Source organism: Pseudomonas sp. GW821-FHT01E05, from assembly GCF_059422425.1.
The window spans coordinates 263585-284424 of record NZ_JBWKWW010000002.1 but is presented as its reverse complement, the minus strand read 5'-3'; the positions used below and the strand labels follow the sequence as shown (position 1 = coordinate 284424).

Here is a 20840-nt window from a genome sequence, read left to right as displayed (position 1 = left end):
ACTACGGCTGCTGTGTATTGAGGTTGGCATGATCCAGGATGTTTCCGGCGACAGTTGGGCCGACAAGGCTCATGCCCTGGACCGCTATCGCTGGCGGCGGTTGCGCGAGCGTCATTCCTGGCTGGGCAGCCTCTTGCGCTTTGGCCGGGACGCTTGCGCAGACTGGTTGTTCGGTTGGAGAGCGCAGGCGCGCCTGGCGGCCGAGGTCGTGGCAGAGCCCTGCGATTTCCTGTTGCTGCAGTCGGCATCCAAAGTCATTGCCTTGCAGCGCAAGAAACTGCTGATTGCGGCCCTGCGTGCTAGTGGTCACTCACTGGTGGAAACCGCGCTGCAGGTGCCAGAGACCATTCTTGCCCAGCGTCTGCTCAAGCATCCGCAGCAGTCGGTGCCACTGCGCTATTTTGGCTATGCCGCGCATGCCGAGTGGCTGGTGACTCGCCACCAGCCGAAGATTCTGCTCAACGACCGTAACGGCAGCCTGTATGCGCCTTTCCTGCGCCTGGCGCTGAACCGGCGCGATCGCCTGCTGGTGCACCTGGCGCACGCGACCACGGTCGAGTCTTCGAGACGTCTGGGCATGAACGACTACGATTACTACTTCATGTTCGGTCGCAGTTCGCTGGAGGCCCTGCAGTCCCGCCCGCTGCGCTTCGGCAGTTCGAATGCGGTACTGTCCGGTTCGCACATGATTGACGTTGCCTACGACCTGCCGGCGCCCGACCCCGAGCGACAGGTGCTGCTGGTCCTGGGCGTCGGTCCGGACAAAGAGAAGGAGCGCGGTTACCAGCGAACCTACGCCCTGTTGCGCGACTGGGCGGCGCAGCACCCGGAGTACCGGATGCTGATCAAGGCGCATCCGCGTAGCCATGTGCCGTTTTGGCACGGCGCCGCCGCTGCATTGCCCAACGTGCAGGTCCTGGACCGTGGAGTCGGTCTGGCCGCAGCGCTGGAGCAGGCTTCGGTCGTGGTGAACATCATGTCTAACGCGGTTATCGAGGCGGCGCTGGCGCGGCGTCCGGTCATTTATGTCAATGCCGGTGAACATCACGACATTTTTTCCCAGGAGCGCTTCCTGGGCGAGCGTGTCACCACGGCAGCAGAGCTGGCCGAGCGGGTAGCCTGGGTCCGGGACAACTATTCGCAGTGCCTGGAGCGGGCCCGGCATTTCGCCGAGTTTCACCTGGCGCACGGGGTAGACGGATTGAACACCACCATCGGGTTGTTGGTCGGTCTGCTGCAGGCAGAACCTGTGCCCTCTCAGGTGCTTGACGGCACCGTTCAGTAGGAGCCGCTAGTCAGGCCATGCACATTAATAATCACGGTTGCGGTGGTGAGCGGAAATGATTTGGCCTTTTGCACATGCCTGCGTTATCAATCTCGACAGCAGGAAAGATCGCTGGGCCCGCATACAGGCACGCTTGCACAGTCTGGGGCTGCAGGCCGAGCGCTTCAGTGCGGTATCGATGCATCGGCTGGACGATGACCCGCCTTCGCCGCAACTGCGCGAATTTCTGCTGCGCGTCGATGGCGACAGCGACAGGTTCGAACACAAGTTGCGCGCTACCTGGGCCTGCATGCGCAGCCATCTTGCCGTGATTGCCATGGCCAAGGCTCGCGGCTGGCCGCAGGTGCTGGTCCTGGAGGACGATTGCGAGTTTGAGTCCTATGCGCCTGCGGTCCTGCGTCGGGTGCCAGCACAGTTGTCGTCGCGGGATTGGACCATGCTGTACCTGGGGGGCACGCTGAAGAAGGGCGGGCAGGCGCGCAATGTTTCAGCCAACCTGGTGGCGGTCAACCGGGTGCGCCTGGCTCATGCCTACGTGGTCAGGGCAGAGCTCTATGATCGGATCCTGCAGGAGGCCCCGCTCAGCGGGCTGCCGCTCGACTGGTATTACTCGGAAAGTCTCCTGCCCATGACCCGCGCGTTCCTTGTGCGGCCCCTGCTGGCCCGGCAGAGCCTGATGGTCATGAGTGATATCGAGCAGGTGGTACGCAAGCCCAAGCTCAAGACCCGACAACTCCTGGGCCGGCTGGCTGCGCGCCTTCGCTACGGCCTGTTCGGATAGTGTGCCGGCAGTAGCGAGGAGGCGCCACAGGTTCAATCAGCTCGCCAGACCAAGGGCGTGCACTTGCTTGTGCATGCATTTGACTGCGTTGTCCGGTGCCAGGATGGCGTAGCCCTGAAGCAGATCGGTAAAGTGCGCGTCGAACAGCCAGCAGCGGTCTTGCGTATAACGCTGCATATGGCGCAGGTTGCGTCGACGAAGCTCCAGGTTCAAGGACGAGGGCAGGAGGCGCAAGTCCGCCAGATCGATCAGGCCGAACCCGCCGTCCTCCAGCAAAAGAACGTTGCCAAGGTGCAATGAGCGGAAATAGACCCCGTGTTCGTGCAGTTCTGCCAGAAAACTCCCGAAACGTTGCACCAGTGCCTGGCGAACGCTCACGCTGGGCATGCCTTGCAGCACCTGGCGCAGGGTTCTGCCTGACAGGGGCAGATAGCGTACGGCGCTGCTGCCATTGGGCATGTGGTACAGCTCGAGGATCGGTGGGGTGTTCAGGCCTGCACGGGCCAGGCGTTGGCTGTTTTCGGCGAAGCGCTCGGAATAGGGGTAGTAGCTGCCATAGGTATACCAGCTGCGGGCACGGAACAGCTTCAGAAAACTGCCATCCTCGAGCTTGAGGACTTTGGGACCAAGGCCGTCTTCTTCGACCACCTGAGCGTTGGCTGTCATGCGTTGAGCGTCGTCGGCAGTGAGGCTGCGAACCGCAAGCCTCGACAGACGATTGGTACGCTGCGCAATGCTCAGCGCGGCCATCAGTGCCAGCGGAATCCACAGCAGGAACCAATGCTCCCTAGGGGTGTAGAGGATATCGCCACCCTCTGTCAGGCTGGCCCCTATACCGAATACCATCAGGGCCGACGCCAGGATAAACAGCGGTTGCGAGCGCTGGCGCCAGCAGTCGAACAGCCCTCGAAGCTGCATGGCCAGCCAGGGCAGGAGCCCGATGATGCCGACATAGAAGAGTACGCCCAAGGCAAAGTTATGGGGTTCGCTGAAGGGATACCCAACCCCTGGATCGATGCTCAGGGTCGCGTCATAGCCATGGCCAATCCAGGGCGCATCAGCGATCAGATGCAGCGCCTGTCTCCAGATTTCGAAGCGGTAGGAGTCACCGCGGGCCAGGATCATCTCCGGGAAAGCGGCCAGCACGCTTGCGGCAGTGACGCCCATGATGGCCAGCAGCAACAGCGAACGACGGTTCCAGCAAATGAATGCCAGCCAGAGGCCTGCCATGGCGATGGCAACCAGAGGCGTTCTGGAACTGGTTGCCAGCGCGGCCGCGAACATGATCAGAAAGGCTGGGGCAATGCCGAGCAGCAGCTTCGGGTTGCGCACGGTCATGCCCAGAAAAAACCAGTAAGTGCAGAAAAAACCGAACAGGTGGGAGCTGAGCAAGGGGTTGTCAAAGGCGCCCCCGCCGATCATCCGATCGCCCGGTGCATAGTGCGACAGGAAAATATAAAGATCGAACACACTGGCGGCCAACGCAATCAGGGCCGCGGCCAGCAGGACGGGCTTGAGGCTTTCAGCGCGGTAGCGCAGCAGGAGGCTGGCGCCAGCAAAGAGCATGAAAATATACAGCGGTGGTTTTGCCAGGCTTATCAGGCTGGCTTGCGTAGGGCTCCAGTTCAGCGACAGCAGCGCCCAGCCGGAAAAAAGCAGGAATGCCTGAACCAGCGGCTCTCTCAGGATGATCTTCAGTTCGCTGGGGCGTATGCACAGGGCGATCAGGGCAGGGGCGCTCACCAGGCCGTAAAACAGCTTTTGATGGGCGCCGCGCGCAGGCAGAAAAAACAGCCCGCAAAGCAAAAGAAAAAAGCCGAGAGGCAGCACCCACAGGCAGATGAAATCGAAAACCCGGGCCGCGTTGGTGTTGATCCTGCTGGATGGCATGATGAACTGTATTCCGATTAAGGGCCGATAATACTAGCGCATCTATCTACCCTGGTCCGCCGGAATATTGCCACCGAGCGCCCGGTTCGAACGATCCCGGCTGAGACCGGAAGAAGCTGTGATAAAGTCAGCATCCTTTTTTTGAAAACTTCGCGTGATATGACCGACTCCAGTCTCTCCGCAAGCCCTTCGAGCTTGAAAATCTACTTCCGACTCCTCGGTTATGTGCGGCCTTACATCGGTCTGTTCATGCTGAGTATTATCGGCTTCCTGGTTTTCGCCTCGACTCAGCCGATGCTTGGCTACGTGCTCAAGTATTTCGTCGATGGCCTGTCCAATCCCGAGGCCGCGTTGTTCCCCTCGATCCCCTATCTGCGCGATCTGCAATTGATGCATGCAGTCCCCTTGCTGATCATTCTGATCGCCGCGTGGCAGGGCGCCGGTTCATTCCTGGGCAACTTCTTCCTGGCCAGGGTCTCGCTGGGCCTGGTTCATGATTTGCGCGTGCAGCTGTTCAACAACCTGCTGGTGCTGCCGAATCGTTACTTCGATAAGCACAACTCCGGGCATCTGATTTCACGCATCACGTTCAACGTGACCATGGTCACGGGAGCGGCGACAGATGCGATCAAGGTCGTGTTCCGGGAGGGCATGACGGTTGTATTCCTGTTTATCTCCCTGTTGATCATGAACTGGCGTCTGACGCTGGTGATGGTTGCCATCCTGCCGCTGATTGCGTTCATGGTGAGTCGCGCCAGCTCCAAGTTCCGCAAGCAGAGCAAGAAGATCCAGGTGGCGATGGGCGACGTGACCCATGTGGCCTCCGAGACCATCCAGGGTTATCGCGTGGTCCGCAGCTTCGGCGGTGAAATCTACGAGCGCGACCGTTTCGAACGCGCGAGTCAGAGCAACACCGACAAGCAACTGCGCATGACCCGTACCAGCGCCATCTACACGCCGATGCTGCAGCTGGTGATCTACACCGCCATGGCAGTGCTGATGTTCCTGGTGTTGGCTCTGCGCGGTGATGCGTCGGCGGGCGACATGGTGGCGTACATCACCCTTGCCGGCTTGCTGCCTAAACCGATTCGGCAGCTTTCGGAAGTCAGTTCGACGATCCAGAAGGGCGTTGCCGGTGCCGAGAGCATTTTCGAGCAATTGGATGTGGAGCCCGAAATCGACAAAGGCAGTGTCGAGCGTGACTCTGTCACGGGGCGACTCGAGGTGCGTCACCTCAGCTTCACTTACCCGGGTACCGACCGTCAGGTGCTCGATGACATCAGTTTTTCTGTCGACCCGGGGCAAATGGTCGCGCTGGTTGGCCGTTCAGGGAGTGGCAAGTCGACCCTGGCCAATCTGATTCCGCGTTTCTATCACCACGATAAAGGCGAGATTCTTCTCGATGGGACTGAGGTCGAGCAGTACAAGCTGCTGAACCTGCGTCGGCATATCGCTCAAGTGACGCAGCATGTCACCTTGTTCAGTGACACTGTGGCCAACAACATTGCCTACGGAGACCTCGCTGGTGCTCCCCGCGAAGATATCGAGAAGGCAGCGAAGGATGCCTATGCCATGGACTTCATCGCACAGTTGCCTCAAGGCCTGGACACCCAGGTGGGAGAGAACGGTGTGCTGTTGTCCGGCGGCCAGCGTCAGCGTCTTGCGATTGCCCGGGCGCTGTTGAAAAACGCCCCGCTGTTGATTCTCGACGAGGCGACGTCAGCCCTTGATACCGAATCCGAGCGGCATATTCAGGCAGCTCTGGATCAGGTGATGAAAGGCCGTACGACGCTGGTGATAGCCCACCGTTTGTCGACCATTGAAAAAGCCGACCTGATCCTGGTCATGGATCAGGGCCGGATTGTCGAGCGCGGTACCCATTCCGAGCTCCTGGCGAAGAATGGCTATTACGCTCGATTGAATGCACTGGGCCTCGATGCGCCCGCACCGCAAGGTATCGCCTGATACCCACTTCAGGGTGAGCCATGCTCACCCTGAAACCGCCTCGGCGTGCAACGCGCTCAGGGCGTTTGTATCCATATCCTTACATTCTTGACTATGTCTAAATAAATTTCCGCATTTCACCTGCTACGGTTCTAGCATGAATCATTGGCTTCGGGGTGGCTATCCGCCTCGCGTGGGTACCGGAATGTTGCAGCGCTTCTTATGGAAGTTATTACCCAAACAGCAACGAGCGTTTCTGCTGGGGCGTTTGTCGGTTGTGGATCGGCAAGTCGTGAACAAGTCGATGTCGGCCAATGTGCGCTTCCCTCAGGCTTTCCAGCAGCGCTCCTGCGTGTTCATTCACATCCCCAAGTGTGCAGGGAGCAGCGTTTGCTCCGCGCTATTCGACGGCTGGATGCCAGGGCATTTGCCGCTGTATTGGTACGAACAGCAATTTCCCGAGCAGTTTTCCCGCAGTTTCAAATTCGCCTTTGTTCGTGACCCTTTGGAGCGGGCCTATTCGGCCTACGCTTTCCTGCGTTGCAACGACCTGGGGCGGCGCGACCGACTGGCCCAGACGCTGGTCAGTCATTACCGTGACTTCGATGATTTTATTGGTCGCTGGCTGCATCCAGATAATATCAAGAAGCAGCTGCATTTCGCCGCCCAGACCGACTTCCTGGTCGACTCCATGGGGCATATGGCGATGGATTTCGTGGGTTATCAGGAACACCTGGATCGTGACTTTCAACTGTTGTGCGAGCATTTTGGGAGTGTCTCGCCATTACCCCATCTGAATCGCTCCCAGCATCGCCAATCGACGCCCGCTCGTGATTTTTGCTCGGCACACACTCGCCGTCTGGTGCGTCGGGTCTACCAGCGTGACTACGAGATGCTCGGCTATGAATAAATCGTCGTTTATCTACGAGCAACCTCCGCAGATCCGCCCCTATGCAATGTCACTGTCGCCAACCGCCCGGGCGGCACTCAAGAATCAGCAGCCGCGTTGTGTCTGGCTGACGGGGCTGTCCGGTGCTGGCAAGTCGACCCTGGCCAATGCCCTTGAGCTGCAGCTCAATGAGCGTGGTCTGCACACCTTTGTGCTCGACGGCGATAACGTGCGCAATGGACTATGCAATGACCTGGGCATGAGCCCCGAGGCGCGCAAGGAAAATATCCGGCGCATTGCCGAAGTGGCGCGGTTGATGGTCGACGCCGGGTTGATTGTGATTGTCTCGGCGATTTCACCGTTTCGTGCCGATCGTGCCGCGGCCCGCGCCTTGTTCGGCCCGGATGAATTTCTTGAGGTGTATGTGAGCACACCGTTCGATATCTGCGCCCGGCGTGACCCCAAAGGACTGTATCAAGCAGCGCTGCAAGGGCGGCTCAAGGACTTCACCGGCCTCGACAGCCCTTATGAAGCACCGCAGCAGGCTGACTGCGAGATCAATACCGACGAGGTGGAACTGTCGGATGCAATCCAGGGTGTGATGGATGCTCTGCTCAAAAAGTGAGCAGGTTTTTCGTGTGATTCCAGCCTATTGAAGCCGTCGAACTAGGTAGCGTTCACCCTGTGTTAATATCGCGCCCCTGTTCATTCTGTATGTGGGTTGCTCCATGAAGTTGTCCATGCCGCGATTCGATCAAGCCCCTGTCTTGGTGGTCGGCGATGTCATGCTCGACCGTTACTGGCATGGTGGTACCTCACGGATTTCCCCTGAGGCGCCGGTGCCGGTGGTCAAGGTCGAGCAAATCGAGGACCGCCCGGGCGGTGCCGCCAACGTTGCCTTGAACATTGCCGCTCTCGGCGCACCCGCTTCCCTGGTCGGTGTGACCGGTGATGACGAGGCCGCCGATAGCCTGGCCAACAGTCTGCGTGGTGCAGGTGTGCGGGCGCTGTTCCAGCGCATCCCCCACCAGCCAACCATCGTCAAGCTGCGGGTCATGAGTCGTCACCAGCAACTGCTGCGGATCGACTTCGAAGAACCCTTCGCCACTGATGCGCTGGCATTGGCTGCCGAGGTCGACGAGCTGCTTGAGGGTATCAAGGTGCTGGTGCTGTCCGACTACGGCAAAGGCGCGTTGAAAAATCATCAGGTGCTGATCCAGGCTGCGCGCGCGCGTGGTATTCCGGTGTTGGCTGATCCGAAAGGCAAAGACTTTTCGATCTATCGCGGTGCCAGCCTGATCACGCCCAATCTCAGTGAGTTCGAAACCATCGTTGGTGGTTGCACCGATGAGCATGAGTTGGTGACCAAGGGCGCCAAATTGATGCACGATCTCCAGCTGGGTGCCTTGCTGGTGACCCGTGGCGAACACGGCATGACGCTGTTGCGCCCCGATCAACCGGCGTTGCATTTGCCGGCTCGTGCTCGTGAAGTGTTCGACGTGACGGGTGCCGGCGACACCGTGATTTCCACCTTGGCAGCAGCTATCGCTGCCGGTGAAGAGTTGCCGCATGCCGTGGCTCTGGCCAATCTGGCGGCGGGTATCGTAGTCGGCAAGTTGGGTACGGCGGCGATCAGTGCGCCTGAACTGCGTCGCGCCATCCAGCGCGAGGAAGGCTCCGAGCGTGGTGTGTTGAGCCTCGACCAGTTGTTGCTGGCAATCGACGATGCGCGCGCGCATAAAGAGAAGATTGTCTTCACCAACGGTTGCTTTGACATCCTGCATGCCGGGCATGTGACCTATCTGGAGCAAGCTCGGGCGCAAGGCGATCGCTTGATCGTTGCAGTCAATGACGATGCTTCGGTCAGCCGCCTGAAAGGGCCGGGTCGACCGATCAACAGTGTCGACCGGCGCATGGCGGTATTGGCCGGTCTGGGCGCGGTGGACTGGGTCATCAGCTTCCCTGAGGGTACACCTGAAAATCTGCTGGCTCAGGTCAAGCCGGATGTGCTGGTCAAGGGTGGCGATTACGGTATCGACCAGGTTGTGGGCGCGGACATCGTCAGCGCTTATGGCGGCACGGTGAAGGTGCTGGGGCTGGTTGAAAACAGCTCGACCACGGCGATCGTCGAGAAGATTCGTAATAACTGAAGCTGCGCGGTCATTGTGGCGAGGGGGGCAAACCCCCTCGCCACAGGTTAGCGTGCAACGCTCCTGGGTACGATCTTCTTCAGCAGCTGCCGCGCTTTGCCGGTCAGGCGTTTGAAACCTGAATCATTCGCCGGGTGGTTCAAGCCTTGCTGCTTGAGCCAGTCCTTCCAGCGAATCCGCTCATCGCGCACCAGCCAGCCGTCCTGCCGGGCAAAGCTTTCTGCCAGATACAGGCCACGAGTGCTGGCCGCGTATAGATGACCCTTTTTCAAGGTATAGAGCTCGGCCAAGGGCTCGCCATCCTCAAGCGGCATCAGATAAAGGTCAGGCCGTTTGCGGTCCAGGCGAGCGACCAGTTGATCACCCTCCAGACGCTCATCGACGTGGAACAGGCTCAGTGATTTGGCTTCTTTCGGAACATCCAGACGCAAGTCGTAAATCAACTGCAGCGAAGCCGTGGGCAGATGTACGTAGGCTCTTGGGCGTTCGATCAGTTGCATATTGGCGCAACGCACCGGCCGCGCCGCGCCGGAGAATGGCGTCAGGCGAAAGGGCAGGGCTTCGCGGTAATGCAGCGCGGTCGAATAAGGCGCCGGCAGCCAGGTGTCGTTGAAGCGCCCGCTGAGCCAGCCTTCAGGCGTTTCCAGCAGGCACTCTTCAGCGATCTCCTGAATCGCGGTGTGCAGCGGCAGGTTCAATTCGTGGGCCGGTACATAACCGGAGATCAGCTTGAGCACGACATCACCACGGTCCTGACGTCGTTGGCGAACCAAAACCCAGTAATCACGATTCTGCCAATGCAGGGTCAGACGAACCGATACCCCGAGGTTGGCCAGTTCGAGAGAAAAACGCTGGGCGTCAGCGACCATGACCGGGCGACGACGCTGCAGGGTTTGCGAAAAATTCAGCGGCATCCCGATGCTCTGATAGCTCAGGCCTTCGGGAGTCGCTTCGACGATCAGCGGCAGGGTTTTGAAGTTGCTGGGGTTCTTTCTAATGAGCGTGCGCGGCATCTCAGCTCCTTCCTGCGTCGGGGGCGGCCGCGGCGGCGGCGTCAGTTTCTGCGCAAAACCTGCGCGACAGTCGCCGCATTGTGGGCGAGGTGCAGCGGATTAATGGTCCCGACAATAGCACTGGCAACACCGGGATGCTCAAACAGCAATTGGAAGCTGGCGCGGACCGGGTCAACACCCGGGCTCAAGCAGGCATGACCGCTGGCCAAAGCCTTTTTCACCAGAATGCCTTTGCCGTGTGCGGCAGCATAGTCGATGACCGGCCGCTCAGCCTGTTCGTTGAGATTGTAGGTGACCATGGCGCAATCGCCTTGCTCCAGAGCCTTCAAACCACCTTCGACGGTCTTGCCGGAAAAGCCGTAGCCATTAATTTTGCCTTCACGTTTGAGCTCGGCCAGGGTCTGGTAGACCTCGCTGTCGTTGAGAATGGCCAGGTCGTTGCCGTCCGAGTGCACCAGCACCAGATCGATGAAATCGGTTTCCAGGCGTTGCAGGCTACGCTCGACCGAGAAGCGCGTGTGTTCGGCGCTGAAATCGTGGTGCGACAGGCCGTCGGCGAACTCCTCGCCGACCTTGCTGACAATCACCCACTCTTGCCGCTGGCCGCGCAGCAACGGGCCGAGTCGCTCTTCACTGCGGCCATAGGCCGGGGCGGTGTCGATCAGGTTGATACCCAGGTCGCGAGCCAGTTTGAGCAGCATTCGTGCTTCGTCATCGTCGGGAATCTGGAACCCATTGGGATACTTCACCCCTTGGTCGCGACCCAGTTTGACGGTGCCCAGGCCCAGCGGCGAGACCAGCAGGCCGGTGCTGCCAAGTGGGCGATGCAGGTCGTGCAAGGTGGCCTGGCTCATGGCAACAGCTGCTCCCAGACGGCTTGTGCCATCGGCGGCTTCGGCAGTTCGGGCAAGGCCGCCGCATGGCTTGGCTGAATGCCGTCGCGGTCCAGCGCGGCCAGGACGCGATCGGCGAAGTCCGGCGCCAAAGCCAGTTTGGTTGGCCAGCCCACCAACAGACGATCCTGTTCGGCGAGGAAGGCATTGTCTGGACGGGTCAGGCCCGATTGCGCCGGCTCCGCCCGATCAACCCGCAAGGTCGCCCATTGCGCCTGGCTCAGGTCGACCCACGGCAGTAGATTGCCGAGCTCTTTCTGCGCCGCAGTGATTTGCGCAGCCGGTTCACGGGCGACGCCTTCGGCTTCGGCGATATCACCACCCAGATACCAGACCCACTGGCCATCGGCCGCCGGGTGCGTGGTGACAGTGATTCGCGGCTTCGGCCCGCCACCCAGGCAGTGGGCGTACAGAGGTTTGAGGGTCGGGCCTTTGACGATGATCATGTGTAATGGCCGACGTTGCATCGCCGGCTGGCTCAGACCCAAAGCCGCGAGCAAGTCCGCATTGCCGGCGCCAGCACTGAGGACAATGCGTTGCGCGCGGATTTCCCGCCGATCGACCCGCAGTCCGACCAGTTCGCCGTTTTCCACAAGAGGCTCGATTGTCTGACCGGCCAGCAGGCCATCACCGGCCAATTGGGCCAGGCGCTCGATAACACTCGGCACGTCGACCACCAACTCCGCCAGCCGATAGACCTTGCCCTTGAAGCGGCGGTCTTGCAGCGCTGGCGGCAGTTGATCGCCCTTGACCTGATCGACCCTGCCGCGCACGGCTTTACTGGCGAAAAAACTGGTGAGATTGCCGGCAATCGTGCCGGGGGACCACAGATAGTGGGCTTCGGAGAGCAGGCGTACACCGGACAGGTCCAGCTCGCCGGTACCCGCCAAGGCTTCGCGCCAGCGGCGTGGCATGTCGGCGATGGCTTCAGATGCGCCGGTCAGCGCGCCGTGCAACGCGTACTTGGCGCCGCCGTGAATGATCCCTTGAGACTTCACGCTTTGCCCGCCGCCGAGGCTGGCGCTTTCCACCAGCACAGTCGAAAAGCCCTGGCGACGCAGGCGCGCGTTCAGCCAGAGGCCGGCAATCCCGGCGCCGACAATCAGAACGTCGGTGGAAATAACGGATGGCATGCGGCGACCTCAGTGTTCAGACTAGGGGCGCAGTATACAGATTCATATTCACCGGATCCCCCTGTAGCAGCTGCCGAAGGCTGCGTCCGGCTGCGCAGCAGTCGTAAATGGTTTGAATTCGGTCTGCCAGCAACACCGGATTACACTGATTGCAACCGCTTCGCGGCTGAACGCAGCCTTCGTCAGCTGCTACGAAACTGCATAGCGTTGCTGCTTTTTCAGTGCCCGGCAGTTTTCGAGAACAGCTGGATCACCACCACCCCCAGAACGATCATTCCCATGCCGACGACTGCCGGGATGTCGAGTTTTTGCCCGTAGATAAACAGCGCCGCGATGCTGACCATCACGATGCCCATGCCGGCCCAGATCGCGTAGGTCACACCGACCGGGATGCTGCGCACTACCAGGGTCAGCATCCAGAAGGCGATGCCATAACCGACGATGATCAACAGCAGGGGGAGCGGAGTGCTGAGGCCTTTGACCGCTTTCATCGAAACAGTGGCGATCACTTCGGCGCAGATGGCGATGGCCAGGTAGTAGTAAGCGTTCATGGGCGGTTCCTCGTGTTTTGGCCTGCTTGATGAGGTCGGCATTCTAGAGACTGTGGAGATGGGGTAAAGTCATTACCTATCTGATTTGAAGATGGGTTGAGTGATGAGCATTCAGTGGAATCTGGAGCAGATGCGGCTGTTTGTCAGCGTTGCCGAGCAACGCTCGTTTTCTGCAGTGGCTCGCGACCAGCGCAAGGCACAGTCGGCGGTCAGCAGTTCGATTGCGATGCTGGAAGCGGATCTGGGCGTAAGCCTGTTCGAACGCAGCAGTGGCCGCCAGCCGCGTCTGACCGAGGCCGGCAGCGCGTTGCTGGAAGAGGCGCGGGAAGTCTTGCGCCAGTGCGAACGCCTCAATGGCCGGGCACTGGCGCTGATGCGCGGTCAGGAAGCGCGTTTGCGCCTGGCCCAGGACGAAGCGATGCCTTTTCAGCCAGTGCTCAACAGTCTTGAGGCGTTGGCCGAGCGTTTTCCCGGCGTTGAAGTACAACTGGCCAGCGGTGCTCAAGGTGACGTGGCGCGCAAGCTGGTTGAGCGGCGCGCCGACCTGGGTTTGCTGTTTCACCACGAGCACATGCCCGAAGCCCTGGAGCGTCGGGCTCTGGGTAGCGTTGAGATGGTCACCGTGTGTGCGGTCGGGCACCCGCTGGCGAACGAGAAGCACGTCAATCGCCAACAGTTAGCGCGGCATCGGCAATTGCTGATTGCCCCGCAGTTGAGCGGATATCCAGGCGGCGAGCAGGTCAGCCCGCAGGTCTGGCGCGCCGACAGTTTCTACGTGATGGCCGAATGGCTGATGCGCGGTCTGGGCTGGGCCTGGTTACCGCGGCACGTGGTGCAGTACCCGGCGTATCAGGGGCAGATGGTCGAGCTGGTCAGCGAATGGACCCCGCCGGCGCTGGTGGTGGAGCTGGTCTGGCGCCGCGACGAGCCCCTTGGTCCGGCCGCACGCTGGCTGGCGGAACGTTTTGCCGTGCACTTGCAGGCGATCGGCTAAAAAACCGATAAACTCCGCCGCCATGAATAGAACTCTATACACCTTGCTGTTTTATCTCGGGCTGCCATTGGTGGCGTTGCGTCTGTGGCTAAGGGCGCGCAAGGCGCCGGCCTACGCCAAGCGAATTGGCGAACGCTTTTCCATTGGTTTGCCAACCCTGCAGCCGGGCGGGATCTGGGTGCACGCGGTTTCCGTGGGCGAAAGCATTGCCGCCGCACCGATGATCCGAGGCTTGCTCGAACGTTACCCACAGTTGCCAATCACCGTGACCTGCATGACCCCGACTGGCTCGCAGCGGATCAGCGAGATGTTCGCTGACGAACCGCGAATTCAACACTGCTATCTGTCTTACGACTTGCCATGTGCTGCGGCACGGTTTCTCGAACGGGTCCAGCCGAAACTGGCGGTGATCATGGAAACCGAGCTCTGGCCCAATCATATTCATCAGTGCGCCAAACGCGGGATTCCCGTGGCGCTGGCCAATGCACGGTTATCGCAGCGTTCGGCCAGGGGCTATGGCCGTTTTGCAAAGCTGACTCAGCCGATGCTTGGCGAAATGAGCTGGTTCGCGGTGCAGACCGAGGCTGAGGCGCAGCGTTTTCGTGATCTTGGTGCGCGGCCTGACACGGTCGAGGTGACCGGCTCTATCAAGTTCGATCTGAGCATCAATCCGCAATTGCTGGCGCGCGCCACCGACTTGCGCCGCCAATGGCAAGCCATGGAACGCCCGGTGTGGATCGCCGCAAGTACCCACGAAGGTGAGGATGAGGTGGTGCTGGCGGCCCATCGACAGTTGCTCGCCAGCCATCCGGATGCGTTGCTGATTCTGGTGCCGCGTCATCCGGAAAGGTTCAACCCGGTGTTCGAGTTGTGTCAGCGACAGGGTTTTACTACCGTACGCCGCTCCTCGTCTGAACCCGTCACCGCGAACACCTCAGTGTTGCTCGGTGACACCATGGGCGAGCTGCTGTTTCTCTATGCGCTGGCGGACAGTGCCTTTGTCGGCGGCAGCCTGGTGGCCAGCGGCGGGCATAACCTGCTGGAACCTGCCGCGCTGGCCAAACCGGTGCTGAGCGGCCCGCACCTGTTCAACTTCCTCGAAATCGCTGCACTGTTGCGAGAGGCCGGAGCGTTGCAGGAAGTGGACGATGCGCATGGTTTGGCGGTAGCAGTACAGCGGCTGTTCGAGTTACCGCACGATGCGCAGAAGATGGCTGAGGCGGGACTCAAGGTGATGCACGCCAATCAAGGAGCGCTAAAGCGCTTGCTGGATGGGTTGGGGAGGTTGATGCACTAGGGCCGAGCATCGCCACAAAAAGCCCGCTCGGCTCCTGCCGCAAAAATTCAATACCCGGGATTAGCCTTGAGCTGCTCCTGTGCGGCCTTGGCCAGGTCCGGTGGCAGGAAGTCTTTGTCCGGGTTGTAGTCGGCTTTCAGGTAGCGCGACAGATCCTGCAAATCCCCAGGGTTCAACGTCCCGGCCGCCTGTTTCAGGCGCAGGTTGTCGAGGATGTAGTCGTAGCGCGTGTTGTTGTAATTGCGTACCGAGGTGTAGAGCTGGCGCTGAGCGTCCAGCACGTCGAGGATATTGCGCGTTCCCACCTGATAGCCGATTTCCGTGGCTTGCACTGCGCTCTGGTTGGAGATGATCGACTGACGGCGTGCCTGCACCTGCTCGACGTCGGTGTTTACCGCCCGGTGCAGGTTGCGCGTGTTCTCCACTACTTGCCGGCGCAGGGCTTCACGTTGCTGTTCAGTCTGGCTCAGTCGCGAATAGGACTCGCGAACCTGCGAACTGGTCAGGCCACCGCTGTACAACGGAATATTGAGTTGCAGACCGACGGAGCGTTGCTCGACGTTGCCACCGAATGGCTGGCCAAAGGTCGGGTTGCTGAAACCGAGGGCGTCGTTGTCGCCTTTCTTGTACTGCGCAACTGCGTCCAGTGTTGGCGCATGACCGGCCTTGCGCTGTTTGAGGGTCTCCTCGGCTGCGCTGACCGCGTAGTTGCTGGCCAGCAGATTGAGGTTCTGTCTGGCGGCGGTGTCGACCCAGGCCTTGGCATCGTTCGGCGTCGGCGCCAGCACTGGCAGGGTGTGAACGATGCCTTGAATCGAGTTGTACTGGCGGTTGGTCAGGGTGATCAGCGCTTCGAAGGCATCTTCCACCTGGCGCTGGGCAAGAATCCGGTTGGCGCGGGCGGTGTCGTAGCTGGCTTGCGATTGCAGGACGTCGGTCTTGTCCGAGAGGCCGACATCAAAGCGCTCGTTGGATTGATCGAGTTGGCGCTTGAAAGCAGCTTCTTCGGCCTTGGTCGAGGCCAGGTTGTCCTGGGCGCGCAGCACGGCGAAGTAGTTCTCGGCACTTTGCAGGATCAGGTTCTGTTCGGTCGCCGAGAGTTGCAGCAATGCCTGTTCGTTGACCGCTTCTGCGGCTTGCAACTGGAACCAGCGGTCGGCGCGGAACAGCGGCTGGGCCAGGGTCGCCTGATAGACGTTGGCGCTGCGGTTGGCGGTGGTGGCCGGCTGGTCGAATTGCGTGCGCACGTCAGTCACGCTGGCCCCGGCCGAGAGGTTTGGCAGCAGGCCGGCGCGGGCCTGGGGCACAACTTCTTTACGCGCGTCGTAATCGGCGCGAGCGGCAGCGATGTCGGCGTTGTTGTTCACCGCTTCCTGGTAGACGCTGACCAGATCGGTTTTGGTCGTTAAGGGCGCTTCTGCTGCCCAGGCCATTCCATTGGACGCACAAGACACGGCGAGGGCCAGTGAGAGTTTGCGCAGCATGAGGCGATCCCTAGAGTGAATATTACGACAATAATTTAAACGCCAAGGCTACGGCGCGCAGTGCAGAGCGTCAAGGCCAGGGTGCCGCGTAGCGAGTGTAGTGGTGCAGGCTTGTGGCAACAATCCTGTAATTGCGCCATTCATCACGCTGTTTACACCGGTATTGGCGTTCTGAATGAGTTCTGTCTAGACTGACCGGGTTCTTGTCGGGGTGCCTTGTTATGAGGCTGAGATCGGATAATTCCGGATCCCGTTGAACCTGATCAGGTTAGCGCCTGCGTAGGGAACAAGATTTCTCGTCCTGCGGCGAGTCCTCTTGTGCTTCGTCCGGGATGTTGTTCGACAATCGAACACCCCTTGAGCACTGAGCACAGCACCATCCGCTAGTTTTTTCGGCGACAGGTGCGTCCATTCGTTACAGGTTCGCTCCGACAAAAATCCACTGCCTGGATGTTGTCTGGAGAGCCCGTGATGAGTACAAAATCAAAAAACGCCACCAATCTGAGTGAGTCGGCCAAGGTCGATGAACAGTCGGTTCAGCCCTTTACCCGCTCGCAAAAAATCTATGTTCAGGGCTCGCGCCCGGACATTCGCGTGCCGATGCGTGAAATCACTCTGGACGTGACGCCTACCGACTTCGGTGGCGAAATCAACGCGCCGGTCACCGTTTATGACACCTCCGGTCCGTACACCGACCCCAATGTCGTCATCGACGTGCGCAAGGGGCTGGGCGATGTGCGTTCCGCCTGGATCGACGACCGTGGCGATACCGAGCGTCTGGCCGGTCTGAGTTCCAACTTCGGCCAGGAACGCCTCGCCGACCCGGAACTGACCAAGTTGCGTTTTGCCCACGTCAACAACCCGCGCCGCGCCAAGGCGGGTGCCAACGTCAGCCAGATGCACTACGCCCGCAAAGGCATCATCACCGCCGAGATGGAATACGTCGCCATCCGCGAAAACATGAAGCTGCAGGAAGCGCGCGCTGCCGGTCTGTTGACCCAGCAACACGCCGGCCACAGCTTCGGCGCCAGTATCCCGAAAGAAATCACCGCCGAATTCGTGCGTGAAGAAATCGCCCGCGGCCGCGCGATCATCCCGGCCAACATCAACCACGTCGAACTGGAACCGATGATCATCGGCCGTAACTTCCTGGTGAAGATCAACGGCAACATCGGCAACAGCGCTTTGGGTTCGTCCATCGAAGAAGAAGTGGCGAAACTGACCTGGGGCATTCGCTGGGGTTCGGACACCGTCATGGACTTGTCCACCGGCAAGCACATTCACGAAACCCGCGAGTGGATCATCCGTAATTCGCCAGTGCCGATCGGTACCGTTCCGATCTACCAGGCGCTTGAGAAGGTCAACGGCGTGGCCGAGGACCTGACCTGGGAGCTGTTCCGCGACACGCTGATCGAACAGGCCGAGCAGGGCGTCGACTACTTCACCATCCACGCTGGCGTGTTGCTGCGCTACGTGCCGATGACCGCCAAGCGCGTCACCGGGATCGTCTCCCGTGGCGGCTCGATCATGGCCAAGTGGTGCCTGGCGCATCACAAAGAGAATTTCCTCTACACCCATTTCGACGAAATCTGCGAAATCATGAAGGCCTACGACGTCAGCTTCTCGCTGGGCGACGGCCTGCGTCCGGGCTCGATTGCCGACGCTAACGACGAAGCGCAGTTCGGTGAACTGGAAACCCTCGGCGAGCTGACCAAAATCGCCTGGAAGCACGACGTGCAGTGCATGATCGAAGGCCCGGGCCACGTGCCGATGCAGTTGATCAAGGAGAACATGGACAAGCAGCTGGAGTGCTGCGACGAGGCGCCGTTCTACACCCTCGGCCCGCTGACCACCGACATCGCTCCGGGTTACGACCACATCACCTCCGGTATCGGTGCGGCGATGATCGGCTGGTTCGGTTGCGCCATGCTCTGCTACGTCACGCCGAAGGAACACTTGGGCCTGCCGAACAAGGATGACGTGAAGACCGGGATCATTACTTACAAGATCGCAGCCCATGCGGCGGACTTGGCCAAGGGACATCCGGGCGCGCAGATCCGTGACAACGCCTTGAGCAAGGCGCGTTTCGAGTTCCGTTGGGAAGACCAGTTCAACCTCGGTCTGGATCCGGACACCGCGCGTTCGTACCACGATGAAACCCTGCCGAAGGATTCGGCCAAGGTTGCGCATTTCTGCTCCATGTGCGGGCCGAAATTCTGCTCGATGAAAATCACCCAGGAAGTCCGCGAATACGCGGCCAACCAGCGGATTGAAGCGGTCGATGTAGATGTGGCGCAAGGCATGGCAGAACAGTCCGAGCGATTCAAGAAAGAAGGCAGTCAGCTGTACAAAAAAGTTTGATCCAGTAGCCATGATCGTTCCCACGCTACAGCGTGGGAATGCCTCACGGGACGCTCTGCGTCCGCTTCGGCAATGACGCGCAGCGTCATAGGCTGTGTTCCCACGCAGAGCGTGGGAACGATCAAACGCACATCTTTCCTCCGAGATAACACCCTTGAGCATTCCAATCAGCACCTATTCTCCTGATCGCGCTGTGCCTCTGGCGCAACGCGTGTTCGGCGCGCGTGATCTGTTTTCCCTGTGGTTTTCCCTCGGCATCGGCCTGATGGTCTTGCAGACCGGCGCTTTGCTTGCACCAGGCCTGGGCCTGTCCGGTTCGTTACTGGCGATTTTTCTGGGCACCGCGGTAGGCGTTCTGCTGCTGGCCGCGGTTGGCGTGATCGGCAGCGACACGGGTCTGTCGTCCATGGCTGCACTCAAGCTCAGCCTTGGCACTCGCGGTGCGAGCCTGCCGGCGGTGTTGAACCTGCTGCAACTGATCGGTTGGGGATCGTTCGAAATCATCGTCATGCGCGATGCTGCCAGCCTGCTCGGTGCGCGGGCTTTCAGCGACGGCAGCCTGTTGGCTAATCCGTTGCTCTGGACCTTGGCGTTCGGTGCCTTGGCGACCTTGCTTGCGGTGAGCGGGCCATTGACCTTTGTGCGGCAGATCCTGCGCAAATGGGGTATCTGGTTGCTGCTGGCGGCCTGCACCTGGTTGACCTGGAACCTGTTTGCCAAGGCCGATCTGGCTGCGTTGTGGGCTCAGGCCGGTGACGGTTCGCTGCCGTTTGCAGTGGGTTTCGACATCGCCATTGCCATGCCGCTGTCCTGGCTGCCGTTGATTGCCGACTACTCGCGCTTTGGCAAGCGCGCCAAAAGCGTGTTCGGTGGCACGGCGCTGGGGTTCTTTATCGGTAACTTCTGGCTGATGAGCCTGGGTGTTGCCTACACCCTGGCGTTCGCGCCGAGCGGTGAAGTGAATGCCTTGTTGCTGGCGCTGGCCGGTGCTGGCCTGGGGATTCCGCTGCTGCTGATTCTGCTGGACGAGTCAGAAAACGCCTTCGCAGACATTCACTCGGCAGCGGTGTCCAGCGGGATTCTGTTGCGCTTGAAAGTCGAACATCTGGCGTTGTCTATCGGCGTCATCTGCACGCTGATCGCGTGCTTCGCGCCGTTGGCGCAGTACCAGAACTTCCTGCTATTGATCGGCTCGGTATTCGCGCCGCTGTTCGGTGTGGTGCTGGTGGATCATTTCATTCTGCGCAAGCGCAGTGTACAGCTGGTGTCATCGGCGTTGCGCTGGCCGGCACTGTTGGCCTGGTTGGGCGGGGTGAGCACCTATCACCTGCTGGCCAATCTCTATCCCCAGATCGGCGCAACCCTGCCGTCATTGGTACTGGCAGGGCTGTTGCAGTTCGTGCTGGGCCGGGCTTTCAGCTTCGGCCGGGAAACAGCTCAGGCTTGAGAATGCCGCTCAGGCGCGGGTAGGGGATATTCAGTTCGATGTGGCCCAGTGCATAAGGCGCAATGGTGGACACCTCGTATTTGAGGATCACCCCGCCGTTGGTCAGTGCCACATGCGGAGTTTTCTGGAATGGCCAGCTTTTCACAAACTCAGGCTCATGATCCAGCCTGGTGTTGATCAGCCAGCTGTTGTGAGCCACCTGCACGGCCTTCCAGAACGCCTCTTCCTGCCCCGGCAGCAACATATCCGACAGATTCAGCACCTTGTGCTGCTGGCGCGAATAGTTGATGAAGCCACGTCCCGGCTGACCCTGGACATCGCCAGTGTCCAGATAGCTGGATAATTCGATGATCACCAAGCCGTCATGCTGCTCACGTACCTTGGCCTGTAAATAGCTGCCGTGGCGGCTATCGGATTCACGCAGGAACTGCTCCCGGTAAGCGTTCAGCGACGCCGGGACCGGTGCATCCGGCGAGGTGCGGGTCAATTGCAGCAGGCGCTTTTCAATGATGCCGTCCAGTTGCGGTTCGGCAGGGAACTGCAGCGTATCGATGTTCACCAGCGGGCAATCCGGGGTGTTACAGCCTGGTTTGATCTGCTCTTGAGCGTCGCGTTTGGTTTCCAGCGGTGCCCGATAGTTGGGCTGAAACAGGCTTTGACATGCACCCAGAGTCAGGGCGATACAGGCCATGGAGGCGATTTTAAGCAGCGACATGAGCGTCCTTCAT

At 60.1% G+C, this 20840-nt stretch carries 17 protein-coding genes and 1 riboswitch; of the genes, 10 read left to right on the top strand and 7 right to left on the bottom strand.

The genetic code is table 11. From position 1 onward, the window contains the following. Positions 1-28 precede the first annotated feature (28 nt). Together AC07W5_RS04825 and AC07W5_RS04820 are read left to right on the top strand one after the other, a co-directional pair. A complete protein-coding gene (locus AC07W5_RS04825) occupies positions 29-1285 on the top strand; it encodes a capsule biosynthesis protein (protein WP_495022876.1) in 1257 nt (418 codons plus the stop codon). 55 nt (positions 1286-1340) lie between these two features. Continuing rightward, a complete protein-coding gene (locus AC07W5_RS04820) occupies positions 1341-2066 on the top strand; it encodes a glycosyltransferase family 25 protein (RefSeq protein ID WP_495022875.1) in 726 nt (241 codons plus the stop codon). A gap of 36 nt (positions 2067-2102) precedes the next feature. Here AC07W5_RS04820 and AC07W5_RS04815 read toward each other — a convergent pair whose 3' ends face one another. After that, a complete protein-coding gene (locus tag AC07W5_RS04815; RefSeq protein ID WP_495022874.1) occupies positions 2103-3956 on the bottom strand; it encodes an O-antigen ligase family protein in 1854 nt (617 codons plus the stop codon). A gap of 159 nt (positions 3957-4115) precedes the next feature. Between AC07W5_RS04815 and msbA the strand changes: the two genes are divergently transcribed. The 4 genes from msbA (at position 4116) to hldE (ending at position 8939) form a co-directional block, all read left to right on the top strand. Next, positions 4116-5921, top strand: a complete 1806-nt coding sequence (gene msbA, locus AC07W5_RS04810) for a lipid A export permease/ATP-binding protein MsbA (RefSeq protein WP_495013415.1) — start codon at positions 4116-4118, stop codon at positions 5919-5921. Between the two features lie 184 nt (positions 5922-6105). Further along, positions 6106-6810: a sulfotransferase family 2 domain-containing protein gene (locus AC07W5_RS04805; RefSeq protein ID WP_495023002.1), complete on the top strand. Its 705-nt coding sequence runs from the start codon at positions 6106-6108 to the stop codon at positions 6808-6810. Beyond that, positions 6803-7414: an adenylyl-sulfate kinase gene (gene cysC / locus AC07W5_RS04800; RefSeq protein WP_495013402.1), complete on the top strand. Its 612-nt coding sequence runs from the start codon at positions 6803-6805 to the stop codon at positions 7412-7414. The genes AC07W5_RS04805 and cysC overlap by 8 nt, the downstream gene beginning before the upstream one ends. A gap of 103 nt (positions 7415-7517) precedes the next feature. Next, on the top strand, positions 7518-8939 hold the full coding sequence (gene hldE / locus AC07W5_RS04795; RefSeq protein WP_494993402.1) for a bifunctional D-glycero-beta-D-manno-heptose-7-phosphate kinase/D-glycero-beta-D-manno-heptose 1-phosphate adenylyltransferase HldE: 1422 nt from the start codon (positions 7518-7520) through the stop codon (positions 8937-8939). Positions 8940-8986: 47 nt separating this feature from the next. On the opposite strand, the gene AC07W5_RS04790 is transcribed toward hldE, so the two are convergent. From AC07W5_RS04790 to AC07W5_RS04775, 4 genes are all read right to left on the bottom strand, one after another. After that, positions 8987-9952, bottom strand: a complete 966-nt coding sequence (locus AC07W5_RS04790) for a metal ABC transporter ATPase (protein ID WP_494993403.1) — start codon at positions 9950-9952, stop codon at positions 8987-8989. A gap of 41 nt (positions 9953-9993) precedes the next feature. After that, complete coding sequence (locus tag AC07W5_RS04785) at positions 9994-10806, bottom strand: aldo/keto reductase (protein ID WP_495022873.1); 813 nt, start codon at positions 10804-10806, stop codon at positions 9994-9996. Continuing rightward, a complete protein-coding gene (locus AC07W5_RS04780) occupies positions 10803-11978 on the bottom strand; it encodes an NAD(P)/FAD-dependent oxidoreductase (RefSeq protein ID WP_494993405.1) in 1176 nt (391 codons plus the stop codon). Before AC07W5_RS04780 ends, AC07W5_RS04785 begins: the two co-directional genes overlap by 4 nt. Positions 11979-12196: 218 nt before the next feature. Then, positions 12197-12529 (bottom strand): DMT family transporter, encoded by a 333-nt coding sequence (locus tag AC07W5_RS04775; protein WP_494993406.1) that lies wholly within the window; start codon positions 12527-12529, stop codon positions 12197-12199. Positions 12530-12638: 109 nt separating this feature from the next. Between AC07W5_RS04775 and AC07W5_RS04770 the strand changes: the two genes are divergently transcribed. Both AC07W5_RS04770 and waaA read left to right on the top strand, forming a co-directional pair. Next, the gene (locus AC07W5_RS04770; protein ID WP_494993624.1) at positions 12639-13523 is read left to right on the top strand and encodes a LysR family transcriptional regulator; all 885 of its coding nucleotides are present in this window, start codon (positions 12639-12641) and stop codon (positions 13521-13523) included. Positions 13524-13545: 22 nt separating this feature from the next. After that, a complete protein-coding gene (gene waaA, locus AC07W5_RS04765) occupies positions 13546-14820 on the top strand; it encodes a lipid IV(A) 3-deoxy-D-manno-octulosonic acid transferase (protein ID WP_495022872.1) in 1275 nt (424 codons plus the stop codon). Between the two features lie 47 nt (positions 14821-14867). Here the strand turns inward: waaA and AC07W5_RS04760 are convergent, their stop codons facing one another. Continuing rightward, the gene (locus tag AC07W5_RS04760) at positions 14868-16304 is read right to left on the bottom strand and encodes a TolC family outer membrane protein (RefSeq protein ID WP_494993408.1); all 1437 of its coding nucleotides are present in this window, start codon (positions 16302-16304) and stop codon (positions 14868-14870) included. A gap of 197 nt (positions 16305-16501) precedes the next feature. Then, positions 16502-16607: riboswitch (TPP riboswitch) on the top strand. A gap of 168 nt (positions 16608-16775) precedes the next feature. Here AC07W5_RS04760 and thiC point away from each other — a divergent pair. Together thiC and cytX are read left to right on the top strand one after the other, a co-directional pair. Then, the gene (thiC, locus tag AC07W5_RS04755; protein ID WP_494993409.1) at positions 16776-18665 is read left to right on the top strand and encodes a phosphomethylpyrimidine synthase ThiC; all 1890 of its coding nucleotides are present in this window, start codon (positions 16776-16778) and stop codon (positions 18663-18665) included. Positions 18666-18819: 154 nt separating this feature from the next. Continuing rightward, the gene (gene cytX / locus AC07W5_RS04750; protein WP_495013405.1) at positions 18820-20112 is read left to right on the top strand and encodes a putative hydroxymethylpyrimidine transporter CytX; all 1293 of its coding nucleotides are present in this window, start codon (positions 18820-18822) and stop codon (positions 20110-20112) included. Here cytX and AC07W5_RS04745 read toward each other — a convergent pair. Beyond that, entirely contained in the window at positions 20081-20827 is a 747-nt protein-coding gene (locus AC07W5_RS04745) for an RsiV family protein (protein WP_494993411.1), read from the bottom strand. The two genes, cytX and AC07W5_RS04745, sit on opposite strands and share 32 nt — an antisense overlap. Positions 20828-20840: the final 13 nt, after the last annotated feature.

Excerpts from the sequence above, each read along its gene's own strand:
- AC07W5_RS04825 (WP_495022876.1), top strand. The coding sequence starts at position 29 with ATGATCCAGGATGTTTCCGGCGACAGTTGGGCCGACAAGGCTCATGCC.
- AC07W5_RS04820 (WP_495022875.1), top strand. The coding sequence starts at position 1,341 with ATGATTTGGCCTTTTGCACATGCCTGCGTTATCAATCTCGACAGCAGG.
- AC07W5_RS04815 (WP_495022874.1), bottom strand. The coding sequence starts at position 3,956 with ATGCCATCCAGCAGGATCAACACCAACGCGGCCCGGGTTTTCGATTTC.
- msbA (WP_495013415.1), top strand. The coding sequence starts at position 4,116 with ATGACCGACTCCAGTCTCTCCGCAAGCCCTTCGAGCTTGAAAATCTAC.
- AC07W5_RS04805 (WP_495023002.1), top strand. The coding sequence starts at position 6,106 with ATGTTGCAGCGCTTCTTATGGAAGTTATTACCCAAACAGCAACGAGCG.
- cysC (WP_495013402.1), top strand. The coding sequence starts at position 6,803 with ATGAATAAATCGTCGTTTATCTACGAGCAACCTCCGCAGATCCGCCCC.
- hldE (WP_494993402.1), top strand. The coding sequence starts at position 7,518 with ATGAAGTTGTCCATGCCGCGATTCGATCAAGCCCCTGTCTTGGTGGTC.
- AC07W5_RS04790 (WP_494993403.1), bottom strand. The coding sequence starts at position 9,952 with ATGCCGCGCACGCTCATTAGAAAGAACCCCAGCAACTTCAAAACCCTG.
- AC07W5_RS04785 (WP_495022873.1), bottom strand. The coding sequence starts at position 10,806 with ATGAGCCAGGCCACCTTGCACGACCTGCATCGCCCACTTGGCAGCACC.
- AC07W5_RS04780 (WP_494993405.1), bottom strand. The coding sequence starts at position 11,978 with ATGCCATCCGTTATTTCCACCGACGTTCTGATTGTCGGCGCCGGGATT.
- AC07W5_RS04775 (WP_494993406.1), bottom strand. The coding sequence starts at position 12,529 with ATGAACGCTTACTACTACCTGGCCATCGCCATCTGCGCCGAAGTGATC.
- waaA (WP_495022872.1), top strand. The coding sequence starts at position 13,546 with ATGAATAGAACTCTATACACCTTGCTGTTTTATCTCGGGCTGCCATTG.
- AC07W5_RS04760 (WP_494993408.1), bottom strand. The coding sequence starts at position 16,304 with ATGCTGCGCAAACTCTCACTGGCCCTCGCCGTGTCTTGTGCGTCCAAT.
- thiC (WP_494993409.1), top strand. The coding sequence starts at position 16,776 with ATGAGTACAAAATCAAAAAACGCCACCAATCTGAGTGAGTCGGCCAAG.
- AC07W5_RS04745 (WP_494993411.1), bottom strand. The coding sequence starts at position 20,827 with ATGTCGCTGCTTAAAATCGCCTCCATGGCCTGTATCGCCCTGACTCTG.